This is a genomic window from Paraburkholderia phenoliruptrix, from assembly GCF_902859825.1.
In the GTDB taxonomy this organism is placed as follows: domain Bacteria; phylum Pseudomonadota; class Gammaproteobacteria; order Burkholderiales; family Burkholderiaceae; genus Paraburkholderia; species Paraburkholderia phenoliruptrix.
The window spans coordinates 1-20,013 of the sequence record NZ_CADIKB010000064.1 but is presented as its reverse complement, the minus strand read 5'-3'; the positions used below and the strand labels follow the sequence as shown (position 1 = coordinate 20,013).

The window sequence follows — 20,013 nt, the reverse complement described above, 5'->3', positions numbered from 1 at the left end:
GCGGTTCTCCTTGGTTCCCTGTTCGGGAGGTTGGTCCTGGAAACCCGATTCTCTCGGATTCCACTGGCGAACCGCCGCCTTCAACCTTCAACTACGCCTGGGACATTGCCGATATTTTCCGCTGTAAGTTGACTGCCGCTCAGGGGCTTCTGGTTTGAATCTCGTACACAACCAAGGCTAGGCCGACAATGCTGATAAGAAGCCCCACATTCTTCACGTTCTTAACAACCTTCGGAATCGGAGCATCCGACGCAATCACTACCGGTTGAAGAAATTCCCAACCGCTGCACGCCATCATCACCGCTAGTCCGAGCATAAAAACTACAATTCCAATCGTCATGATTTTCCTATGCGGCCGCGATCGGCTGATGTTTCCGCACTAGGCGGTCATAACGGGCTGCAGCAAATGCGATATAGACCCGGCCGACGGTGCGACCGATAAATGTGTTCGAGCGCGAAGCCGTGAAGGAATAGTGATCTTGCTCTTGACCATCCGCTTCCAAGACCTTCCTGCACTCGACCGCCGCAGCAAAATGCTTCCCGTACCAACGATCGAGCAGTCCAATGGTCAGCGCGGCGAGTAACGTAAGCAACGTTGCAATCGAGATAATCATCGTAGTCATAGTCATCGCATTATTTTCCGTGCTGTTCATCGAGTGGCCTGCTGTACTACAGCAACAACCACCGTTACCACCGTCGCGCTGACGGCTACCGTCGCCGCCAACTCCCATGTATTGCGCTTGGCGATTGCTTTCTTCACTGCTTCCGCGTTGCGGCAATGTGGCGCGATGAAGTAAGCAACTTCGCCGCTCTCTGATTTCGCGATGCGCACCGTGCCTGCCCGTAGTGCGGCGGCTAGTACGGCAGGCATCGGCAAGTGTCTGTCGATCAGACCGTGGAGCAGCTTCATCACCATGTTCGCAATTTTCTTATTGGTTCCAGTCGTGCGTAATGACGGCCAGCCAGCCGCCAAGTAACGCCAGCGGCAAGAACGCGGTAAGCGCCGGATAAAACACCACCAACGGCCACGGCATAGCCGCCCACGCGCCGATCCCCAGCAGCTTCAATGCGACGCTGATTACCGCCAACGCCGGCGCGAGCTTCACCCACAGACCCAGCGACACAGCCAGCCAGCGACGTGCGAAAGATGGTTTGATAGCGATATTCATTAACGTAATTTTCCTAGCCGCGCGTGGCGATACGAACGGCCGCGACCGCCGCGCTCGGGTTCAACATGCCAGCACGGCGCACGGCAACCTTCACTTTGCGCGATCCGTGGCGGCGCATCCGATCTAGCTTTTGCTGCGCGTGGTTCTCGGATACCAGGTTCATCGACTCGCCCCGATCGAAAGCAAATACCTTTCCGCCTCGCGCTTCGATTTGTCGTTTCGTTTCTTGCTGCGTGAACATTTACGTTGCCCTCGTTATTCGTAATTTTCCTGTTTCGCGCACGCGAAAATCGCTGCGCAATTTTCAGTTGTCTAAACTTCCGAACTACCAACCCACAGGCCACCGAGATAGGCATCTGCGCCGAAGTGCTCACTCGCGAATGCCTTAGCTGCTTCACTTTCCACCGCAGCTACCAAACTCTCGTGCGTCCATGGGGTCGTCGGGTCGATGCGCAGCGTTACTTGACCGGCCAAACTGCGCAGGAAAAGCGGCTCGCGCTCATTCCCAGGGAGTAAATCAGTTTCGCCGTCTCGCACCGGTCGAGCTATCAACATGACCATTGGCGATCCCTCTTTCCGAAATCAGGCGCACTTAATCGAATCTACCAACCAACCATACGGCTTCTGCTTCCCGGGTGTGAGTTCCATCGAGACAACGCAGGTATGCTGGCCCGCCGTTACCTTGGCGGTCGAGTGACGACTATCATCCAACCAAAGTGCAGATGTGCGCGCGTGAGGCTCGTTTCGTACTACAGCGATAGCGTCCCTAGCCATCGCCGCCGCTGCTTGGTGACTTCCAGCGTCGAATAGGCTGGGTTGAGCACCCAAACTCCCCAATTCGATAGTCGCCGGAGCCTCATCATCAGACCTGCTGGCAGTCGCACGGTCCATTTGACCGGCATTAGCCAAACCCGACGACAGCACGATTACGCTTACGAAGATCGCAGCTTTCTTGTTGAACACGGTCATTTCCTTGATGCCGGCGCGGCCGGCCTTTTCCTGTGCCGCGCGTGGCGGCGAAGTTTCCGATCTTCCTACACGGTGATGACGAGTTCGGTGTACTTCGACAGATGCCCGTCCGAAGTTACCAATCGCAACGGCTCCGACATTGCCTGCGCTACCAGGAGTCGGTCAAATGGATCGCGGTGAAATTCAGGCAGGCTGCGAACCAACGCTGCGTGAACCGCCCGGACCGGCAGTTCCAAGAACCCGCTGGCTGCAATCTCCGAGACAAGTAGATCGACGTCGGCCTCAAGTTTGCCTAGCCCGACCTTTATCGAGGCCTCCCAGATGCTGGCGCTGCTTACATATACTTCGTCGGCCTCCAAAATCAACGTGCGCGCCGCTCTCGTCAGCTTGGGGTCGTCCATGACCGACCAGAGATAGACGTGTGTATCAAGAAGCAGACGCATCAACGACCCTCGAATGCTGCGAGAAGAGCATCGGGGAGCGGAGCATCGAAGTCGTCCGCAATACGGACCTTGCCTTTGAGGCCCCCGAAGCGCCGCGTGCCCCTGGTCTTTTCAATCGGCACCAGTCGGGCGGCCGGCTTGCCGGCCTTGGCGATGATGATTTCCTCACCGCCCGCGGCGGCATCGACCAGCCGTGAAAACTGCGTTTTCGCTTCATGAATGTTGACAGTCTGCATAACTACTCCTAGTGGACTTAGCCCATGTTAGTCCACCCCCTCACAGCGGTCAACCGGCATCGCCTCTCAGTGAATTAACGGCACAAGCAGACGAGCCTTTAACTGCAAACGCGCCTCGGAATACGCGCGCTCGTCGGCTTGTTCAGGTGCAATCAGGGACGATCAGACCCGGATGCGCTTGTGTGGGCCGTGCTTGCTCATGTCCTCGGGAAAGCCGGCTCAACGGACGACGTGTGTCGGCAGGCCGGTACGTTCACCATGGGCATGCGCCGCAAGAGCGTCGTTGTCAGGGACAGGTAACCGCCTTCAAGGCGCTGCGCGAAGTCTCGCGCCCACTCGGCCGCGATTGGGGACGCCAGCGCCTCCTCTACCTGATCGAGCGTGACCGCGCCGCCGGCGACGATGCTGAGATTGTGATTGATCGGCAGAATGCCCGGCGGCACGCGCACGGCCTTGGGCGTCTTCGCGATCCGCGGCACGATCAGCGACTCGCGCGACAGATCGAGCGCGTGAAAAGACTCTGGCGGCATCCACGCCTTCCCCTGTCTGCCGCGCTTGGCCATCAGGTGCATCCGGCTCGCCAGGTGCGCCATGACTTCCGGCGCGGGCTCCTCGCCGGGGAACGTGCGGACCGCCCAGCGCGTCGGCGTGCCGAGCTTTCCGTTCCGGATATCGTCCGTGTCGATGGCCGGCACCAGGCACTCGGGCGGCAGGCCACGAGCCGTCGCGGCGTCGACCACGAACACCCCGTCAGTGCCGAGCCACGGCGCGATGCGCACGTCCGCGAAGTCACCGAGCAACTGCATGCCCTCGTAGCGGGACGCGTCCACGCCCGGGTGGATCGGCTCGCTGCTCAGGTTCTGGCTGGCGCCGTCGTCGGATACAAGCACCACGGCCACCGGATGCACGCGCGGCGGCGAGCCCGCGCGGCGCTGCTTTGGCCGGTAGAACGCCGTCTCGGCACTCAACCGCTCCACGTGTGCGAGCGACAGGCGCTGGCCAAGCCGCTCGCGCAGACGACTCGCACCCGCGTTGACCATCCACCTGTCGGCCGTCACTAGCCCGATACGGCCTGCCGGGCGCACCGTGCGGCTGCAGCGCTCGAGGAAGCTGTGCAGCATGTCGCCTCGCGCGTAGTCCGGCACGTGACGACTGTATTCGCTCCGAAGCAGTTCAGGGACGTTGGCGGCGCGCAGATACGGAGGGTTGCCCGCCACGATGTCAAATTGGGGTGTCGTCGGCCCGTGCGTCAGGAAATCGCGGTTGTGGACCATGTCGTTGGCCAGCACCGCCGAGCGGGCGGGTGACCAGCCGTAGGAGGCAAGAACGAGCGCGACACGCGATCGCGCATCGACGCATGCTGCCGGGTGAATCTCCCATCCCTCGATCTGCCCGCGCGGATCAAACCCGGCCGGCCTCGCGGCCAGCAGCGCCTCCAGCGCCCGCGCGAGGAACATGCCGTCGCCACAGCTCGGATCCACGAGGCGCCTGTTGCCGTCCGGCCAGCCTAGACGCCCCAGAAGGTCATCGACGACGGGGCTCGCCGTATAGATTGCGGTGCGGGCGTGAAGCTCTTCGATCGCGGCTTGCCGCGCGGTATGTGTTTGATCGCACATGGTTGGGTCGTGAATGGTTCTTGTCTGGAATCAGTCGGTGCGTCGAGTCAGGCAATCGCCGCCGCCTTGCGGGTCTTGCCCGCTCGCGACGGCGGCGCGCAAAGCCCACAAACGAAGTCGTGTTGTGGATCGTGTGCGTGCATAACGAACTTCCCGCCGCAACGCGTGCACGGCGCCATCGTGAGCAGCCCCGAGTCGAAGAAGCGCACCAGCGTCCAGGCGCGCGTGAGCGTCAGCACGGCCTCTTCGCCGTCGCGCCCGACGTTTTCCAGGTAGAGTCGGTAACCCTTCACCATCGCGCGAATTGAATCGCACTGTGCCTCGCGCCGCATGAAGAGGTAGATGTTGTAGAACAGCGAGGAATGGATGTTAGGCTGCCACGTCATGAACCAGTCGGCTGAGAACGGCAGCATGCCCTTCGGCGGCGACTCTCCCTTGAGTTCCTTGTAGAGCTTGATCAGGCGGTCACGCGACAGGTTCGTCTCGCACTCCAGCAGTTGCAGCCGCGCCCCGAGTTCGATCAGTTCGATCGCCAGGGTCACCTCCCTGACCTCTCCGACCACGCTCTTTCTGACCGCGCCTGCGTCCGGTCGGGATTTCACCTGATTCACTGCGCCGCCTCGCCCGTTTGATCCGCAATCACGAGCTCGCCGTCCGCGTCGCCATCGCTGGAAAACGCATTCCTGCCCGTCGTCACGAATTCCCGGATCAGATCGACACGGCGCTCGACCAGGCCCGGCGCCATCGACACGCCGTCGCGCACGTCCAGCTTGATGCGCCGGATCTCATGGCGATCGCGATGCCACATGATGTCGACTTCCCACGCAAAGCTGAGTAGCTTGCGCAGGAGGCTCTTTTCAGCCTCGTCGATGGTTACCGTTCGTACCGCGCCGGCGGCGACCGTATGAGCAGCACCATCCCAGTTATCCGCCTGGCCACTCGTCTGGATGCGGGCCACGCCAACGGTCGGCACATCCGCCGGTCGCCAAACCGCTGCGCACGCGTGGCACTTGTGAGACCGATGCGGCGGGTTATCCCATGCCTTCTCGCCCTCGCGGGCAGGCTCGGGGGCGTCGATGTGTTGCAGTCCACATGCCGGGCAGAACAGCAGCATCGGAACCGGATCTGCCGCATCTGCGGCGACGGTAGTCGTAAGAGCGGTGCCCGCTGCCTCGTAAAGCGCTTTCAAGAAGCGATGCGCGACACCGTTGCAACCGCTGATGTCGTAATAAATCGCTTGATCCCGATCAGGTCCGCGCAGGGTGTAAGTCGTGTCTTCGTGTTGATCCGCCTCCGGATCTTTCTCATAGTGCGTGCGCTCAATCGACCAACACTGAGGCAAACGAACGGCGTCGCTTGACGCTACCCCAGCAGGGGCGCCGGGAGCGGCGTCGAGCAGCTTGCGGGCTGTTTCCCGTGCGGCGGCACGACGGATCGCCGCACGCGCTCGCTCAACTTGGTCAACAGCCTCGTCGCCTTCAAACTGCGCCATCCAGCTCCACGCTTCTTCTGCGGCCAGACATTCCCGCAGAGCAGCCGTTGCTCCCGCGATTTCGAGCGCCGCCCGCCCTTCGTTCCGCGCAACCGCTTCGTCGGCTACAGGTTGCTTCTGCGCGCCGCCATCGAGCGCCTCAATTGCCTGCCCGATCGCTTCCCGGTTTCGCACCGGCACGCTCTTCCAGTCGAGTTCCCGGAGAGCTTGCGCGATCGCGTTCTTGTCCATGTCAGCCATTTGTGTTGACCATCCCATTCGGGTTGAAAAGCCAGTTCCTTCCGGGTTCAGGTGGAAAGACAGGGCGCTCGCCGCGGCCAGCGGTGCGCGTGGCTGGCGGCTAGGTGCCTGATCCGGCGTGCCACTCATCGTGCCGGACGAAGCGCGGAATTCAAGGTGCCGGGCGTCAATGCAGTACTGCGTCCCGCTCCGCGTCGAGCGCCATATCCGCAAGGAACCCCTCGATACCGGCCAGGGAGAGATCCCGGACGGCGCACATGACGCGCTCGACACCGTACGGGCTCACACTGCAGATGGAATCCTCTTCGGAATAGAGACCGTAGCCGTCGACGTGAACGGGCTTCCCCGCATGAAGCGTTTCGAGAATCTTTTCAGGAAACGGGAGATCGAGGGCGGGCCAGTCGTTCGCCGCGATCAGCTTCCTGATGTGATCGCGGTGGCTGTTGACGACGCCGTGAGCCCACGCCAGTCTGAGTTCGTCATCGTCCCGAAGGAGATGCGGTATCGGCTCGTGCTCGTAGTGATATCCGGCACGGCGGGCGCAGTCGTACGCCGCTTCACGATGCCGGTCGAATGCCTGCGTGCCCGTGTCGCCCGAACTCACGTACAGCCACATCATCGCGAACTCGCACCGCGCGTCGAGCGCCAGCGAGAACAGGCCTTCCGCCTCCCCGCCAGCCGCATTGTTCCGTTCAGGATTTACGGCCGTGCCCCGCATACCCGTGCCCTCGTCTCGTATGTCACAAGGCGCATTCTATGCCGATACTTCCTGTCAGGAAGTATCTTTGCTCCGACGCCGCATTTCTGCGGTACCGGCGCTGGTTCATCGGTGCGGGAGAGTTACTGCAGGGTCTGGCCAGTGTCGAGGTTCAGGTGTTCGAGCGCATGCCCCTTGAGCAGGATGCACGCGCCGCCGGACTCTTCCATGAGCTCGGCCATGTCGCGCAACTGAAGCCACTCGAACGCTTCCTGAATGGCAGGATCGGCCTCCTCGAGCGTTTGCACTTCGGTCCCGTTTTCCGACGACAGGCCAAATGCAGGGGTAAGCGCATCGAAGCGTACCGCGTGAGCAAGCAGCAGCTCGACCATGCTCTGGTCGGCGATCTCGACTGCCCGGAGCTTCAACGTATGGTCGGACTCGGCGGATGCCTTCCTGGAATCGGGCTCGCGCAGGCAGTCCAGTTTGTCCTGATGGGAAAGCTCGCTGTAGAGCGTCTTCCAAAGGTGTTCCAGTTCGTCGCGGTTCGTGATGCCGTCGGCAGAGAAGAATTCGTCCAGCAGTCGGGCGGCCTGACGTGTGCGAACGTCCTTCCGGTCGAATTCCGTGGTGATATTCAGCAGCCAGCGCAGCGCATCGATGCCACGGTAGACGTTCTTCGCCATCGTGTTGCGCGCCCGCGCCGCGGCTTGATCGGCCGGCTCGGCGTAGGACTCCGGCCAACCGTTGACCTTCCGGTTTTCGCGAACACGCGCCATCGCCTCGGCTTCGGTCGGAAAGAACTCCGGCGCCTTGGGATAGACCCGCCAGCCGGCCGGCGGCGCGCTGGCGGTATTGCCACCCGCAGGATGCTGCGCATCGACGAGCAGCTTGTGCACGCCTCGTTCGACGCGTTGGATCGTCTCGGAGCGCAGCCTCGGCCCGTCGCCAGCGTCGCGGATCGCGCCAGCGCCACCCGCCAGCTTCAATACCGTGATCTCGCGCAGGACGCGGTCGATACCGGGATGATCGTCGAAACCGAGCAGCGCATTGATGGCACCCATGTCCGCACACACGCGCCGGAAAGCGCCCTCGTAGTCGGGTTGGTCTTCTGCCGCGGCCTTGCGATCTCCGGGACAGGCCCCGTTTGCCTCGAGCGAATCATTCCAGAGTTTCATCATCCTGGCCGCGTCTGCACGAGCTTCAGCGCTGTCCGGCCCCATCAACGCGAGAGTCAGGCCACTGCCGTCTTCCGCCTCCAGCATTACCCAAGGCTTTGCAGGGTCGGCCACAGCAAACTTCGGCGGTCTCGTAGTTATCATCACCCGCTTGCGAGTGAACAGGGCTTCGTCAATCTGCATCAGCTTCTCCATCGAATTCGCAACTCAACCTTTGCCTAACCATGATGCAGGAATGAGCGCGCCATTCCAGCCGTCGCCGCCGCGGCCCGCCCGGGTCAAAGCGGCACCAGCCCCCACTCCTCGCCCTTCGCCATATCCGTGAGGAAATGCTCAACGTCGGCTACGGTCAGCTCGCGAAGGTCACCGAAAATGCCGGGTACGTTGTACGCATTCTCGAAGAACACACACTGCCCGTCCGGATAGAGTTCATGGCCGGCGACGCACACGTGCTCCCCGGATTGCAGATCGGCGAGAATCGCCTCGGGCCGCCGATACCCAAGCGCGTCCCAGTCCTTTGCGGCCGCGAGCGCTATGCGCCGTTCAAGCTCGAGCTGCTTCTGTTCCTCGCGCCGCTCCTGCTCGCGCTGGCCAACGCCGTAATGCCACGCATCGTTCACCTCGCAGTTGTCCTGCAGCAGCGCCGGTTGCGGCTCATCCGCATAGAGATAGCCGGCGCGGCTGGCGGCGCCGAAGGCATTGCTCCGGTGGCGGTCGAACGCCTCCGTTCCCACGTCATCGGACGTCACGAGCAGCCACATGAGCGCGGACTCGCACCGCGCATACAGCGCGAGCGAAAACAGGTCGTCGTTCCCGGCAGGATCTTCTGAAGGCGTTGGCATGGGCTCTCCGTGGTTTCGGTTCCGGAATCCTGTGAGAAGCGAGAGCCGACGTATGCCCCACCAGCAGACACATCGGTTATCCTCCGCTTCACGCTTCCTGTCAGGAAGTATATATGCCATTTGGCCAATCTCCTTCCCGATTCACTTCACCATGCTCCGCGACCTGCACCCTGCGCAACACACCCAGTACGTGTCCGTGAACGACCTGCTCGGCGGCGAGCAGCCGCTGCCGGAACATCTCGACGCCGTCAACTTCACATACCTGGGCGTCCAGTGCCACGTGTACGGCGTGCTGCATGGCCTGAAGGGCGGAACAAACCTGCAATACCGGGCGTTCGTCAATCGGACGATCAGGGCCGCCGCCGGTCTGCGATTCGGCGAGACGCAGTTCAAGCGGCTGTTCGACGGTATCGATGTGGAAATGGACGACTGGCTCGAAATTCCGCCGCGCGATGCATTCATGACTCAGATCGCGGCATCGCTGATGCCGTGGCGTTTCGTCCGCATCGTACGACAGTCGAGGCGCGAAGGCCGCACGCCAACCGATCGCTTCGGCGCCGGCGGTGTGCGCCGCCTGCAGGACATCGGCGGCTCCCCGGCGTTTCACCTGCTGTCGCCGGACGAGCGCCGTCGCATCGCCGGGTTCCTGCCGCCACACGCATACCTGGTCGAGAACTGCCGTCGGCGTCGGCGCAGGGGCCAGTTCGCGGGGCCGGTCTTTCCGGACAGGGACTGGTTCTGGCTGGCGCGCATCGAGCCGTACATCAACATACCGCTGCGGAGCATCCACATGCTCGAATACGCCGTCGAGCGCGCACGGCTTGCCAACGTGGACGAGGTTTCACTGTTCGTGGGCGAGATCCACAATTCGGACCTGACGTGGTATTCCGGTTGGAATTTGCAGACGGACCCGGACGAGTTGGTGCGAGACACCGTCAGTGCAACCATCGACCGGGCGCGGGAGTATGCCGCGTCCTCGCAACGGGCCTCACGTGTGCCCTTCCTTGCGGCAACGCTTCTCGGCGCATTCGCGCCGCTCATGATCTGGCTAACCGTAGGCGTCGCGGCCGTCCGACTCCACCACTACCTCTGACGCTTCCACTCAGGAATCACACGAGGGGGAATGCAGCCGCCTGCCCCTGCCCAACGTTCTCGCGGCGCTCAAGCTCCGCAGTCAACCGATGTATTCGACTCGCCAGCAGTAGCCGTTGCTCGGCAGACCGGGCGCGATCGCGTTGGCGGCCGGCGGCGCCACGTCCTCCCAGCCTGGACGGATCGAACCGCGCTATATCCGCGGACACGGAAGCGGATCGGCGTCGATCGAGGCTCGCGATGCGGCTGAGTATCCGGGAAGCCGGTATGGCCCTCAGGTTCGCGTCCGCGACCGCTTCGATCACACAGCAGGCGGTCGCGGCATCCGGACCATAGAACGCCAGCTCGACCGGCCGGCCAGCATCGCGCAGGCGCGCGAGCAAGGCGTTGTAGTCGCGATGGTCTGTTTCGATGCGTTTCCCGAGAATGGCACCAGCGAGCTCGAACGCGAACGGATCGGGTTCGAGCGGGCGTGATGCCACTCCTGGACTTTGCTGCTGGGTCATTACCTGATCTCGCAAGCACTGCCCTATCAGATGCCGGTCGCCAGACGGTACACCGGCGCTCCGCCGGAGCCGACGGCCACGGCGAACGAATACGTTCCGGAATCCGTGGTGACGGTCAGGCGGCCGGATTCCTTGATCCCGGTGTGATCGACCGGCAGGTACTTCAGCGCGATATACCGATGATCGACGACGCCCTTGATATGCAGCCTGAGCGACTTCGAGGCTTCGACCTTGGTAATCTCGCCCGGCAGTTCAAGAATGGAAACCCGCACCGGCGCGAGTTCCAGCGTACCGCCGTCCTGCACGATCCGACGATCGTTGTTAGGCGTGGCGGCGCCGTTCTTCGCGATGTCGTACACCGCCGGGCCGCCGGGTGTCAGGAAAATCATGTCCGTTGCGCTCGCGCTCGAGCCGCGTGGACTGAAAACGACATCCCGGGGATCCTTGCCGAATTTCACGTTCCAGTCGATCGAATCGCCGATGAACGCGTCGCTGGGCGAGTCCGTCAGGTGGATGGACGACTGAACGGCTCCCGCTGCGTGGGCCGTGGTTGCAATCGCGGCACACGCCGCGAAGATCAGGGAGACGAGTTTCTTCATTGGAATCGTTGCGTCCGGTTCGAAGGGTTGATAATTCGCGGCGCCCTGGAGCAAGCAGACAGCAGGTTGTCGAAGGCGTCGGGAAGACGGTCGTTCACTACTGCTGTCAGTGTACGGAGCGGGCCGCGACGCAGAAATCCCGAATGGGCAGCTATCCCGGGACTTTTCCCGACACTTACGGCGTGTGGTCGCCGTTGCGCCTCACGCCGCCAGCGCGTCGCCCTCGACGTTGCGATCTCGCGTCGGGAGTGGCGGGCCTGCAGACCTCGCGCAGATCCATCGCGCCCCTCTCCGCGCCGCCCAATGGTGACCAGATCTACAGGGCCGGGAACGGTATTCGACGGGCGCAGTCTCGAAAATCCCGGGGAAATACCGGAAAAGACCCAAAAGCGATGACCGGGAGAGGTGTTTTCCTGCCTAAACTTCGCGAATCCGTCCAGAAACCGCGGTCCCACGACAGAAGATTGCGCAAACCGTGGCAGTTGTTAGAGAGTTCTTACGCGGCGCTCGGGACCTATACGCAACAATCCACCACTGATCTCCCCTATGGCGGCGCGTCGCCGTAAGGCCGGTAACCTACAGCCCGAACCGTTCCTGCTCGCCCGGGCGTCCCGGATAGCGACACTCACGAACGGAACGCACCGGCGCAGGAGAGGCGAGCACGTCAGCCACATGAGATGGCCAGTCGCCTTCGGTCAGTGGATCAAGAAAAGCAACCTCGCGCAGTGTGACGAGGCCAAGCAGCCACGCGAGCATTTCACCCGGGCGGCGCGTAGCGATCCACACGCTCCGGTCGGTATCCATGATGCCCACGGTCAGGCCGCACTCCAGATCGATGCCGAACGAGACGCCAACCATCGCGCCGAGCCAGAGCACCCGGGCGGAAACAGAAGACCGCAGCGAGCGATTCGCAGCCACGATCCCGCGCGGCGCATCGGGTGAGACACTGCCCGTCCGGCCGGCTGCGGTGCCGAACACTTCGATGCGTCCGATCTGGAAGCCGTCACACCAAGCCATCAGCCCACCCCACGCAGCAGGAAGATCCACACCGAATTCGTCCCGGAATTCACGAGCAGTTGTGCCTATCAGTGAGCCGCTCACTGGAACCGGCATGGCCACAGTTCCATAAGCGTCACTGGCAGTTCCAGTCAGGACTTCGGCCATGAAGCCGAGCAGTGAGCCATCGCGCACCAGCCGATATTCGACGCCATCCGCGACGAGCTTCGCCTTGACCTCTCGCGCTTCCTGACCGAGCATCCAGCGAACCGAGTCCTCCGCCGCACGACAAATCCAGTTCCGGCCGTCCCGAGTCCATTCGGAGGCAACGTCCCGCGCGTTCTCCCCGACACCATCACGACTCAAGAGCAGCATCACTGCCTCCATCGTCCAGTCCGAAATCTTCGGCGCTAAGGTCCGTTCCTCCGGTCGTGCCGTCGATCACCTGAAGCATGTTGTTCAGGTAGGCCGCGCTCGCCTCATCCCCTTCCTCGGACATGATCCGGACGTAGACAGGCGTCGAAAGCAGCGCCTCGAGCTCGGCCCGCAGCGCATACGTGGGCTGGCCGGCCTCCCCGAATGTCATGAACTCGTACGGAACAGCCACGTCCTGCGGACGACGCTTACCCATCGCACGCGCACCGACCATGTAGAGGCTGACGAAGCCGTGACCCTCCAGTGCCGCGCGGATCGCATCAAGGTGCGGCTGCAGCGCATCCAGCTCCGCGATCGCGCGGTTCTTCTGGATTTCTCCCATGTTGACCACGCTGCCGCAGTAGGCGCTGATGATCGACACACGGGAGTGGCCGAGAAGCTGCGCCACCAGTTGAGCCGCCACACGCGTTTCGCCGCGAAGCGGACTATTACCACCACGGATCGCGCTCTGCACACCCGACAGGTGTTCGAACTCGTTGTTCGCCACCTCGTGGCGTAGGCCGTGTAGCGTGACGCCGAGATCGGCCTTGGTCAGCCCGAACTTCTTCGCGATGTACGACAGGCGGCGGGCGTTGGTCTTGAGCGATTCACCCGGCCAGCCAAGAAAGCCGTCACGGTCCTGCACTACCGACTGAAGCTGACGGAGGACATCGATCTTTTCCGGTGTGTCCAGAGGAAGCACACGATACCGCCCGCCCTTCGTGCCTTTCTTGATAGGAAGCCCCGAACCGCTCGCGGCGATCGCGGTCTTCAGTTCCTCACGGGACACCTTCACGTCGCTGAACGCGACGATGTTCGTGGTGCCGCCTACTACTACGGTCGCATATGGCCGGATACAGACCATCTCCAGCCGGCGCAGCCCCCACGTCCGGCCCGCGAGCAGCATCAGCCCGGCGCGCTCGTCTGCCTGTCGAATCTGTGCCAGCTTTTCGTCAATGTTCACGCCGTTTCCCGACCAACTCTTGTCGACCTGCGCAGAGAGCGTGCGCGTAGCTCGCTTCGGGTCCCTTACATATTGCGCGGTCGGGCCTATCAGGTCTGGCTTGCCGATCCAGTTGCAGAAAATACGGAATGTCGTGATCCGGTTCTGGATAGTCGACGCGGCCTTGCGCTCATCGAGCCACTTATCCACGAGAGCTTGCATGTGCTTCTGACGGAAGCTGGTAATCGTGTCGAACCGGTAACCGAGGATGCGCAGTTCATGAAAGCCCTGATAGAGAATGTGGCCACGGGCTTCGAGAGTCTTGTCCGACGCACGTCGGTCACCGCGAACTGTCCGTAGGTTCTCCTGCTGCTTTAGAAGGTCGGCAAGTTGCTTCCTCCAGTTCCCATGAGGAACAGAAGCCGCCGCACCATGCTTGACCGTATCGGTCTTACCGTCCGTTTCGAAGAAGTCCGTCATCCCTGTACTCCTGATTCCTGCTTGCCCTGGTGTGCTCTGTCGGTAGGCGCGCGAGCACGTCGATTCTTCACCCGGTCTCATTCCCGCAGGAATCGGCACATGAGCGCTCCAATTCCTCCGGGCTTGAGGCCGGATGTCTACTTCTGTCCCTACAGGGTCGTTCTTGTCGCCTTCCGGAGCGACGGGGGGTGGCAGAGCCATCACGTTAGAAACTTTTGGAACTGCACAACCGATCCCTCGGCTGAACAGATGCGCTTTCGCGCCATCCCCGCTTGTGTCCTAAGCGGGGAGCCTTTGTCGCGTTTTTAAGAGGTGCGACTTCCTCCTGACTCTCGGTTAGCGCCCTAAGCGCGTCCCGAACGAATCTGTTTCCTCCCATCCCTTCCCTTGCAGCCTCCGAACCCGTGACGGGGCCCGAGCAAGTTGCCAGATACCAGGCCCGCCCCCGACACGCCTCAACGGGCGCTCGAAAACGGGTAGGTCGGCTTCCATGCGTTTCGCACGAAGCCGCGTCCAGCGGAATGAGAGTCATCGGAATGACTAGAAGCGCACGCGCTTCGCGCCAGTGGATACCGCCCGTGTAGGTCAGGCGGCTGGCGGGCTGCTCCAGTCGGAGCGATTCACACATTTTGGGTCGGTGGTGTGTACCGATTCCGTATTGCGAGAAAGTCGCACCGTACGCTTCCTGACGGAATGTAAGCGGCGCGAGCTTTTGTTGTGCCAAAGGCTTCCAGTGCTGACGTTGACGCCGATCGCACGCTCGATGCGCGATGCTTGCCGGACCAACCCGGCGCTATTCGCGCAGGAGGTCATCGTGCGATCAGGGGTCGTTGTCGAGATGAAAGGTTTTAGCGGGGCGATGCCCGGCGTCGCTGATTCGCGAGCCGTGTGAATCCGCGAGGGATCCACGAGTTGCGTTTTGCCCGAGCGATCCTCATCGGATTTCGGGCGAGGCGAATGCCTCGACTTTCCTGCTTTTGGACGCATTGCGCGTCCGGTCCCGACGGAGCCTACGTGCCAGCGTCGGTGGCTAGATGCGGCCCAGCTGCCGATCAACGCACCGTGCGGTGCTATCGATGGTTGGCAGATTAGATAGGTAAACGGTTCTTGTCAAGAATCTAAATCGCCTCTCTACCTCTTTACCTTTTACACAAATTCCCGAACACCCTCGTGCTCATGTGTCTCACGCCACATGGCAGGACACTCTCTTTACAATACCTTTTGCAGCTCACAGAAAAACGGTAGGGCGATTCACGAAGGTGATCTATCATCCAGCCAATCGCACCGATAACTCTCAGAAAGTGCGGCCACGTCTGGCCCATAAGTGGCCAATCTGTGGCCCAGACTCCTGTCTTTTCACGCTTCGTTCCATCGTCAAATCCCCACAACAGGCCAGCTATTGGCCGGATATGGGCCGCAGCTCGCCAGCGCGTGGCCGATAACTGGCCAATTTCTGGCCTTACTTCTTGCCAAGAAGTAAATTAGCCCATATGCTTTGCGTACTTCTTGTGGAGAACCTATATGAGCAAGGCAACCCCGCCCATCGTTCGTGCCATCGACGTCGGCTACGGCAACACCAAGTACACCACCTCGCAGCGTGACATCGACAAAGACGCCCAAGTCGGCCTGTTTCCTTCGCTCGCACCGCGAGCCACCCAATCGGATTTCACCGGCGGTCTCATGAGCAAGGCCGATCGCATCGTCGTCACGGTCGACGGCGAAAGCTATGCCGTCGGCGCCGATGCTCTCGCGGAATCAAAGGGCATATACAAGCGCGAAGTCGCCGCAGCCTACTCGACTACTCGCATCTATCGAGCACTCTTCCTCGGAGCTCTTCAGAAGATGCGCCTGCAGGCTGTCGATTACATGGTGGTGGGTCTGCCGCTGACCACTTACGATCGCTACGCCGACGAACTCAAGGGCCTCCTGACCGGCGTTCACGAAGTTCCGAATCCCGTGCAGCCGGACCAGATTCTCAAAGTCGATGTGCGTCGAGTGAAGGTCTTCCCGCAGCCGAGCGGCGCTTTCTACAACTACGCGGTCCCGCGCAAACTTCTGGAATCGATGCAGTACCAAACGAACCTGGTCATCGACGCTGGATACGGCACCCTCGACTGGTTCGTCACCGAGGGCGCCCGCCCCCTTACCGGCCGGTGCAGCGCCACGCCAAAGTCCGTATGGGCCGTCATCAGCGCAGTGGCCGAGCACATTGCTCCGGATCTCACGCTCAATCCGCGAACGATGCAACGGATCGACAACGCGCTTCGCGTCAAGACACCGCTAAATATCAATGGCCGGCAAGTCGACATCACGCCGATGCGCCCGATCGTGACGCAGATCGTCGAAGACGCGATCAACGAAATGCTGCTGTCGATCGGAAACATTTCCGACATCGACAACATCCTGATCACCGGTGGCGGAGCGCATCTGTTCGCGGACTACGTGAAGAAGGAACTGGGCAAATCGCACAGCCAGATCCATACCGACGCGGATCCCGTCTACAGCAACGTCCGCGGATTTCAATACGCCGGCGAATTCTGGGCGACGCGAGACGCGAGCACCCGTGCCGCAGCCTGAGGGACCCGACCATGGCACGCCCACCTTCCGCAATGCGGATGCGGATCACGGTTCCCACGCACCACGCCGTTCTCCGCCATATGGAGCGCCTCGAAGAAGGCTCCGACGCAAACGCCGAGCTTCTTCGTCTCGCCGAGCTCGGCGCCCACCTCGAGGAACTGCATGGGCCGATCAAATCGGTCGCAGATATCGTCAAGCTGATTCACTCGAGAGACGCTGCCGCTGTGGTGCCGATGCCGGTAACTCAACCAGCCACCGCGGCGCGAGTCGAGCCACGACGCGAGGTTCAAAGCGTTGATCCCGCTGAAACCGCAGCGCCGATCGCTGCGGTTTCACAGCCCGTTCCGCCGGCTGCGGCCCACTCCCCCGCTGAACCGACTGGCGGCCTTGTGGTGGACGCATCCCAGGCCGCGCTCGCGTGGCTGCCGGACTAAGCCGACAGGGCTAGAAACAGAGACGCACTTCGGTAGATTGACTCCTGTAAGACAAATCAAGGAGAAACCATGAGCGTGACCAATCAATACATGTGTGAATACGCGCAGTTCGACCGCCGGAGCGTTCCGGCCCAATTGCGCGGCAACGGCGATGGCCGCGCGGATCTGTACGATCTGTTCCTTCGTATGGAGGGGGTGAAGAACGGTCTGATCGAGCGAAACGGTGAGGTGGTCGACACCTACTCCGCTGCGATGTCGGGCACGAAGCTGACGCCGGCGCTCGCGTGGCTGGTGGTTCGCCTGAACCGTCTGCTGGGCAGGATCGACAACCTCAACGCGATGCTGTCGACGGTTGCGTCGAAGTGCGACATCGATTCGTCGGACTCCGACAACTCGCGCGGCCGCGGCATCCGATCAAATTTCCACCCGGGGGGCTCGCTTTGCACGCCAGCATTCGCGTCAGTCGTCGGCTTGCGGGGCTGATGTCGGGGACGGCGTTTGCACTGCTGACCGCAGCGCAATCCGTCCAGGCAGACTGCTTCGACAACGCCGCCGCCTATCAGTCGGTGAACCCGAACGTCCTTCGGGCGATCGCGTGGTATGAATCCAAGGGCGACCCCACGGCCGTTCATCGCAACTCCAATGGTTCGATCGACGTGGGCGAATTGCAGATCAACTCTATTCACTTCCCAGAGCTCGCGGCTTATGGGGTGAGCCCATCGTCACTGCAGGACCAGTGCGTCAACATCTACGTTGCCGCCTGGCAGCTCAAGCAGAAGATGGTCAAGTACGGGAACACGTGGGCAGCCATCGGTTCGTACCATTCTGAAACGCCGCGTTACCGCGACCAGTACGCGACGGCGATTCAGCGAATCCTGATGGCGTGGGGACTCATGCCCCCCGGCTGACGCCCAAGCGCGGCGCGGCCAGACTGCCCATCGCTTTACAACGGATCAATCAAGAGGACGTGGGTATCTTCTGCGTATTCGAGCGGAGGCGTGGGTGCCGGCGCCTTCTTCGACTCCTTCATCATGTTGACCAGCTCGCGCAACAGCATGTCCTTCGCGCGAGCAGTCACGTCATCCACTGAGCCACCCTCCACGCGTAGGTGCGGAAAGTCGATGAACTCCAGCGTTGTCGCGTCTGGCTCGCTCCCAACAATTGCGGGGTAAGGGATCACCGTCTGTGTGATCATCTTCTTCCCTTTGTTCAGCATTCGCTTGCCGTCCAGCTTGGCAACCAGATTGGTGGCCTTCAGGTGGGTATACCGCTTGAGCATCTGCATGCTCTTGTGACCGGAAATCGTCGCTACTTCCATTACGTCAAGCGTCCCGAGCTCAAAGAGTCTCGATACAGCCTCGTGTCGAAGATCGTGAAAGTGCAAGTCCTGCACGCGCGCTCGACCGAGGATCGCTCGCCACGCACTCTTGAACCCGTCTGATGTGTAGTCGAACACCGGGCCTTCGGTTTTCACGCCCCTCCGGCTGAGTGCGTCGACCGCTCGCAGGGACAGCGGAACGTCGCGCTTCGTGCCGTTCTTGGTTATCGGGAGATGGGCAATGCGAGCTCGCAGGTCAATGTTTTCCCATGTCAAGCCGAGAATCTCCCCTTGCCGCATGGCCGTTTCGATAGCGAGAACGACGATTGAATACACCTGATCGTTTTTATAGGCCGTGGCGGCACGCAGAATCCGTCGCTCTTCCCCCCACGTCACGCGTCGATCTCTTCCCGGGGGCAACTTTGGTTTGCGGACGCGCGTGACTGGATTGTCCTGGCATTCACCCCACTCGATGATGCCCACGTTGAACATGTCGCTGAGCAACGCGAGTTCAAGGCGAACTGTATTCGCGGATACCGGCTTCTTGGTATTCTTTGAAATGCTACTGAGACGCATATCGCGATAGTTCGCGATATCGACAGATGTCACCGCGGGCAAGTCGAGCTTACCCAGGAACGAGCGGCCTATCATCTTCGCTCGATACCGCTCTTGTTGGTAGCCCCGCTTGCTAATCGAGATCCGCTCGGTGTATTTCTTAAGTGCTTCCTTGACGAGCACCTTCTTGCCGACCGGCTCGGCAACCAGAACTTCCGCCACGTGCAGCCCCTCACTCATCCAAGTGAGGCGGCAATGCAGCCTCAATCGCGGCCGCCATCTCGGAGAGGGAAATGTTGAGCGCCCGACACAAGGCGAACATCGTCTCTAGCGTGGGAGACCGTTGCCCCAGCTCGAGGAGAGAAATGTACGTTCGGTCAAGTCCGGCGTCGTTTGCCAGAGCATCCTGAGTGCTCTTCGTCGCCTTCCGGAACCCGCGGAGTGCCTTACCAAAGGCTCGGTTATAACTTGTCATTCTGGCCGAAAAATAACTGCCAGAATTCTGCATCTCTCCGACTATCGTCGTCATCCTACAGTTGTCGGAATTTCTGACCCGTTTTGATACAAATGGGGTATGACGTGTGCCTATTACAACCGATGACACGATGCTGCGGCTCACCAGCGACCGGGCCCCGGTCTGACACGGAATCACGTGTGGGGGTCTCGCCCCGCGGCCCCTTTCCTCGCCTGCTTATTGGCTTGCCAATCCGGTGTGTGGCAGACGCCTGGTGCAAGCCTAACGATCAGCGGCACCTACGACGTTGCACAAAGCTCGAGCCCCGATCTGGGATGGCACAAGTTCTGTTTCGCGACCGGGTCGTCTGGCTACCCTGAAGGCGGAATAAACCATGTTTGGCCGGCGGCTGGTCCGAATGCTAGCGGTCAATACGATTGGCAAGCTACAAGCCAAATATGGAACGGCAACGCCGACGTGGATTTCTGGGTCACCTGCATGAGTTGATCGCCTTGCCAATCCGGTGTGTGGAAGGCCGCGGGCGGAAACTTCCACGGCACCTATCAGATCTCGGGTAACCCTGCGGGCATGTGCCAGATTGGCAACCCTTTCGCCGGTGGCGGGTGCGGTTGTCCAGGGGGCAGTTCGCCCTACCTCTCGGGCGAGTATTACTTGAATGGCTTCTGGCAGATCGCCCCTGATGTGCAATACACCTGCGTTTCGTCGTGACCAGAAACCGCGCGGAACCGCCTTGCCAATCCGG

General features: G+C 61.4%; 24 protein-coding genes. 5 read left to right on the top strand and 19 right to left on the bottom strand.

Translation table 11 applies throughout. The features are described from left to right. Positions 1–139 precede the first annotated feature (139 nt). The 13 genes from HV711_RS31605 to HV711_RS31545 all read right to left on the bottom strand — a co-directional run bounded on the left by HV711_RS31605 (position 140) and on the right by HV711_RS31545 (position 8,882). Positions 140–340: a hypothetical protein gene (locus tag HV711_RS31605; RefSeq protein ID WP_035486208.1), complete on the bottom strand. Its 201-nt coding sequence runs from the start codon at positions 338–340 to the stop codon at positions 140–142. Positions 341–347: 7 nt separating this feature from the next. Next, positions 348–653, bottom strand: coding sequence for a hypothetical protein (locus tag HV711_RS31600; protein ID WP_051224849.1), 306 nt, complete (start codon positions 651–653; stop codon positions 348–350). Then, on the bottom strand, positions 650–916 hold the full coding sequence (locus tag HV711_RS31595; RefSeq protein WP_035486210.1) for a hypothetical protein: 267 nt from the start codon (positions 914–916) through the stop codon (positions 650–652). The genes HV711_RS31600 and HV711_RS31595 overlap by 4 nt, the downstream gene beginning before the upstream one ends. 13 nt (positions 917–929) lie before the next feature. Next, positions 930–1,169 (bottom strand): hypothetical protein, encoded by a 240-nt coding sequence (locus HV711_RS31590; RefSeq protein ID WP_035486212.1) that lies wholly within the window; start codon positions 1,167–1,169, stop codon positions 930–932. A gap of 13 nt (positions 1,170–1,182) precedes the next feature. Continuing rightward, the gene (locus HV711_RS31585; RefSeq protein ID WP_035486215.1) at positions 1,183–1,410 is read right to left on the bottom strand and encodes a hypothetical protein; all 228 of its coding nucleotides are present in this window, start codon (positions 1,408–1,410) and stop codon (positions 1,183–1,185) included. Between the two features lie 793 nt (positions 1,411–2,203). Further along, entirely contained in the window at positions 2,204–2,581 is a 378-nt protein-coding gene (locus HV711_RS31580) for a type II toxin-antitoxin system VapC family toxin (RefSeq protein WP_035486220.1), read from the bottom strand. Then, the gene (locus HV711_RS31575) at positions 2,581–2,817 is read right to left on the bottom strand and encodes a type II toxin-antitoxin system Phd/YefM family antitoxin (protein ID WP_035486222.1); all 237 of its coding nucleotides are present in this window, start codon (positions 2,815–2,817) and stop codon (positions 2,581–2,583) included. Before HV711_RS31575 ends, HV711_RS31580 begins: the two co-directional genes overlap by 1 nt. Before the next feature lie 197 nt (positions 2,818–3,014). Further along, positions 3,015–4,433, bottom strand: a complete 1,419-nt coding sequence (locus tag HV711_RS31570; protein ID WP_051224851.1) for an Eco57I restriction-modification methylase domain-containing protein — start codon at positions 4,431–4,433, stop codon at positions 3,015–3,017. Between the two features lie 47 nt (positions 4,434–4,480). Beyond that, positions 4,481–5,035, bottom strand: a complete 555-nt coding sequence (gene flhC / locus HV711_RS31565) for a flagellar transcriptional regulator FlhC (protein WP_051224860.1) — start codon at positions 5,033–5,035, stop codon at positions 4,481–4,483. 5 nt (positions 5,036–5,040) lie between these two features. Then, a complete protein-coding gene (locus HV711_RS31560; protein ID WP_175145585.1) occupies positions 5,041–6,165 on the bottom strand; it encodes a hypothetical protein in 1,125 nt (374 codons plus the stop codon). A 166-nt stretch (positions 6,166–6,331) separates the two neighbouring features. Continuing rightward, positions 6,332–6,883 carry a hypothetical protein gene (locus tag HV711_RS31555; protein WP_051224853.1) on the bottom strand — a complete coding sequence of 184 codons (552 nt, stop codon included), beginning with the start codon at positions 6,881–6,883 and terminating at the stop codon, positions 6,332–6,334. Between the two features lie 122 nt (positions 6,884–7,005). After that, positions 7,006–8,235 carry a hypothetical protein gene (locus tag HV711_RS31550; protein ID WP_175145584.1) on the bottom strand — a complete coding sequence of 410 codons (1,230 nt, stop codon included), beginning with the start codon at positions 8,233–8,235 and terminating at the stop codon, positions 7,006–7,008. An 83-nt stretch (positions 8,236–8,318) separates the two neighbouring features. Continuing rightward, the gene (locus tag HV711_RS31545; protein ID WP_035486227.1) at positions 8,319–8,882 is read right to left on the bottom strand and encodes a hypothetical protein; all 564 of its coding nucleotides are present in this window, start codon (positions 8,880–8,882) and stop codon (positions 8,319–8,321) included. A gap of 151 nt (positions 8,883–9,033) precedes the next feature. Between HV711_RS31545 and HV711_RS31540 the strand changes: the two genes are divergently transcribed. Beyond that, positions 9,034–9,975 carry a hypothetical protein gene (locus tag HV711_RS31540; protein ID WP_254604950.1) on the top strand — a complete coding sequence of 314 codons (942 nt, stop codon included), beginning with the start codon at positions 9,034–9,036 and terminating at the stop codon, positions 9,973–9,975. A 16-nt stretch (positions 9,976–9,991) separates the two neighbouring features. Here the strand turns inward: HV711_RS31540 and HV711_RS31535 are convergent, their stop codons facing one another. The 4 genes from HV711_RS31535 to HV711_RS31520 form a co-directional block, all read right to left on the bottom strand. Further along, entirely contained in the window at positions 9,992–10,480 is a 489-nt protein-coding gene (locus HV711_RS31535) for a hypothetical protein (protein WP_175145582.1), read from the bottom strand. 26 nt (positions 10,481–10,506) lie between these two features. Further along, positions 10,507–11,079 carry a hypothetical protein gene (locus HV711_RS31530; RefSeq protein WP_035486236.1) on the bottom strand — a complete coding sequence of 191 codons (573 nt, stop codon included), beginning with the start codon at positions 11,077–11,079 and terminating at the stop codon, positions 10,507–10,509. Positions 11,080–11,655: 576 nt separating this feature from the next. Continuing rightward, on the bottom strand, positions 11,656–12,450 hold the full coding sequence (locus HV711_RS31525) for a hypothetical protein (RefSeq protein ID WP_035486238.1): 795 nt from the start codon (positions 12,448–12,450) through the stop codon (positions 11,656–11,658). Beyond that, positions 12,431–13,912, bottom strand: a complete 1,482-nt coding sequence (locus HV711_RS31520; RefSeq protein ID WP_082201637.1) for a phage integrase N-terminal domain-containing protein — start codon at positions 13,910–13,912, stop codon at positions 12,431–12,433. Before HV711_RS31520 ends, HV711_RS31525 begins: the two co-directional genes overlap by 20 nt. A 1,521-nt stretch (positions 13,913–15,433) precedes the next feature. Between HV711_RS31520 and HV711_RS31515 the strand changes: the two genes are divergently transcribed. The 4 genes from HV711_RS31515 (at position 15,434) to HV711_RS31500 (ending at position 17,831) form a co-directional block, all read left to right on the top strand. Beyond that, positions 15,434–16,489, top strand: a complete 1,056-nt coding sequence (locus tag HV711_RS31515; RefSeq protein ID WP_035486242.1) for a PRTRC system protein D — start codon at positions 15,434–15,436, stop codon at positions 16,487–16,489. A gap of 11 nt (positions 16,490–16,500) precedes the next feature. Further along, positions 16,501–16,923 (top strand): hypothetical protein, encoded by a 423-nt coding sequence (locus HV711_RS31510; protein WP_175145580.1) that lies wholly within the window; start codon positions 16,501–16,503, stop codon positions 16,921–16,923. A gap of 69 nt (positions 16,924–16,992) precedes the next feature. Next, on the top strand, positions 16,993–17,406 hold the full coding sequence (locus HV711_RS31505; protein WP_063826584.1) for a hypothetical protein: 414 nt from the start codon (positions 16,993–16,995) through the stop codon (positions 17,404–17,406). Further along, positions 17,406–17,831: a lytic transglycosylase domain-containing protein gene (locus HV711_RS31500; protein ID WP_082201638.1), complete on the top strand. Its 426-nt coding sequence runs from the start codon at positions 17,406–17,408 to the stop codon at positions 17,829–17,831. The genes HV711_RS31505 and HV711_RS31500 overlap by 1 nt, the downstream gene beginning before the upstream one ends. Before the next feature lie 35 nt (positions 17,832–17,866). On the opposite strand, the gene HV711_RS31495 is transcribed toward HV711_RS31500, so the two are convergent. Beyond that, positions 17,867–19,018, bottom strand: a complete 1,152-nt coding sequence (locus tag HV711_RS31495) for a site-specific integrase (protein WP_244142787.1) — start codon at positions 19,016–19,018, stop codon at positions 17,867–17,869. Between the two features lie 10 nt (positions 19,019–19,028). After that, positions 19,029–19,271 (bottom strand): helix-turn-helix domain-containing protein, encoded by a 243-nt coding sequence (locus HV711_RS31490; RefSeq protein WP_035486268.1) that lies wholly within the window; start codon positions 19,269–19,271, stop codon positions 19,029–19,031. Positions 19,272–20,013: the final 742 nt, after the last annotated feature.